This is a genomic window from Bradyrhizobium sp. 76, from assembly GCF_023073025.1.
Classification (GTDB): domain Bacteria; phylum Pseudomonadota; class Alphaproteobacteria; order Rhizobiales; family Xanthobacteraceae; genus Bradyrhizobium.
On sequence record NZ_JADPIS010000050.1, the window covers coordinates 1 to 682 of the forward strand.

The following is a 682-nucleotide window of genomic DNA, read 5'->3' on the forward strand; positions in this document are numbered from 1 at the left end:
CATGCCAAGATCGGGGAGCTGACGCTGGAGAACGATTCCTAAGAAACGGCAGCACCTACTTTCGGTTCCAAGGGCTGGAGAACAAAGCCGAATGCCTTGGCACGCCGACGCAAATTGTTGACCACTCGCGTCCGGTAACGCGTCTCGTAGGACGAGGCCCCGGGATCGACATAGTCCATTCCGTATCGCACAGCATTGTAGAACAGAACTGCGATCTTTGCGGGCCGTGGCGGTCACGGCCTTGGCCTTGCCGATGCGCGCTGAGAGCCGTCTATAAAAGGCGCCGAGCGCGGTGTCTGTACGACTCACGGTCACGGTAGCAAGGCGCAGAAGTGCCGCCGCCCGGCCGCCGGATCGGCGCGTTCGGGACGAGAGCATTCTGCCGCCGGAGACCTTGTTGCTCGGTGCCAGTCCGAGCCAGGAGGTAAATGCTTTGCACTTGGCCACGACGAGAGGTCGTCGCCGCATTCAGCGATGAGCTTCAGCGAGAGGTAAGAACCGAGGCCGTCGATCGTGGTGATGTCCTTTCCGAGCAACGCGAACAGCGCCTCGGGGACGTCGAAAGCTAGAGCGTTGCCTGATCGGTTCGATTCCGACGCCGCGAGGCCCGCCGCGCCGGTCCATGGCCATGACCGCGATGGATGCTCAGTTCCTTCAACACGGCTTCGATCCGGGCGTCGCA

Annotated in this window: 1 pseudogene; it reads right to left on the bottom strand. The window is 62.0% G+C overall.

Annotation, left to right across the window (positions count from 1 at the left end):
• Nucleotides 1–38 precede the first annotated feature (38 nt).
• Nucleotides 39–682: pseudogene (locus tag IVB48_RS12130) on the bottom strand (transposase); the annotation flags it as partial.